Annotated in this window: 2 protein-coding genes; both read left to right on the top strand. The window is 59.4% G+C overall.

Going from position 1 to position 1,602, the window contains the following annotated elements:
- The first annotated feature begins 118 nt into the window (after positions 1 to 118).
- On the top strand, positions 119 to 754 hold the full coding sequence (locus tag C5F48_RS23630) for an acyl-homoserine-lactone synthase (protein ID WP_170139774.1): 636 nt from the start codon (positions 119 to 121) through the stop codon (positions 752 to 754).
- A gap of 397 nt (positions 755 to 1,151) precedes the next feature.
- Positions 1,152 to 1,475: a hypothetical protein gene (locus C5F48_RS23625; protein WP_107666106.1), complete on the top strand. Its 324-nt coding sequence runs from the start codon at positions 1,152 to 1,154 to the stop codon at positions 1,473 to 1,475.
- Positions 1,476 to 1,602: the final 127 nt, after the last annotated feature.

Here is a 1,602-nt window from a genome sequence, read left to right as displayed (position 1 = left end):
TTATGTGGCCTCACTGCTAGGGGGTGATCGCGAAATTACGGAAAACCGTAACGCCAACGGTCCGATATTGTAAACGATGATGCGGCGATGCAATAAGTACCGCAAAGGTTGTGGAGCTATGCAAGTAGAAGTAGTCGAGTTCGGCCGCGCCGCAGCGCGTTGGGACCTGGTTGAGGCCTTCCTCAGCCACAGGCGAGAGGTGTTCGTGGACCGCCTCGGCTGGGATCTGACGCTCAGCGAGGGGTATGAGTGCGACCAATACGATGTCGTATCGGTGGCCTCCTATGTTGTAGCTCATGACGCAGGCATGGTTTTAGGCGGCGCTCGTCTATTGCGGTGTAATAGCCGAATTGGGAATGGGAAGACGGTATATAGTTATATGATCCGCGATGCGTGGCGTGGAGTAATCGGCATTCCGAGAAATATCTGCTGGGAGTCGCCGACGACCTCGCCCAATTCATGGGAATTGACACGGCTTTTGACGCTTGAGCCATCGCCCAGAATTGTCCGGGGCATCCTGGACGGCGTGAACGACTTCCTCTGGTCGCGCCATGCGAAGGAGTGCCTGTTCCTCGGTCCCCCCTCCTTCATGCGGATGGCGAGAATGTTTGGCTACGCGCCCTCAGCGATGGGCAGTCTGGTGGAGAACAAGGACGGGCGGTTCATTGCCTTCAGCTGCCCGGTCATCGACCGGCATCTGCAGCGCCCTGCGCAGACCGACCACCCGCATAGCGAGAAGATGACAATTGTATGACGCAGGTGTCCCGACATGACTATAGGCCATTGTCAGCCGCGCCAGTAACGGCGGTGCTGACCGTCGTCCCTCCATTCGCCCGCACCCGTCGCTTACCCGGCTGGCCCGGCATCGGTCGGTCTGAGGTGATGCGCCCGGCATCTGCTCGATCACCCCGCTGGACCGTCATCAGACGGGTCGGCCTGCCGTTAGTCTCGGGCGCAACTGCTTTGCTACGAATATCAGCGCGGTTGTCTTGTCCCCGCGTGGTGACGCGGCGTTACGAAGCTAAGCCACAAGACTACGTGAATCCTTGCTGAACGAAATCCTCCTGTGATACATGGTGCTTATCTGCTCGGACCATGACCTCACGACAGGAGCCCCTTGAACGGCAGTCTGAAGAAGAAGGAATGCGACCGTGGCCTCGATCCCCGTAACGATGAAGAAGTTCAGAAAATACGTCGAAGAGGCAGGTTTCCTCGACGTATCGGTGGTCTATGCGGATGGTGATCGGCGGCGCGGCGGTGTCTTCACCCTGACCACGCGCGATCGGGACGGCAACAAGATCTTCCTCTATTCCACTGCGCGCCCCGAACCGCGGCGCTTCACGGATGTGGCGCGGTTGACTTCCACATTGAGTGAATGGGGTTTGCAGGCTTTGGAATTGCCGGTGACGTCGGGCACGCATCGGTGTCACCTGGCGGGCGTCTGCCCTCCCCCTCGGTTGGCGGTGGTCCGATGAGAGGCCTGTCGCGCCCGTCGTGTTCACACAGTGAGCGGCGACTTACACGTAGGTCCAGGCCAGAGTTTGAAGCGTTCCCGACTGCCAGCGCAGTCGGCGACCTCTCTGTAGCTGACCAGCGTCCAAC

Origin of the sequence: Cereibacter changlensis JA139 (assembly GCF_003034985.1) — a bacterium.
GTDB lineage: Bacteria > Pseudomonadota > Alphaproteobacteria > Rhodobacterales > Rhodobacteraceae > Cereibacter > Cereibacter changlensis.
The sequence above is the reverse complement of the archived record's forward strand: the minus strand, read 5'-3'. Positions and strand labels throughout refer to the sequence as shown.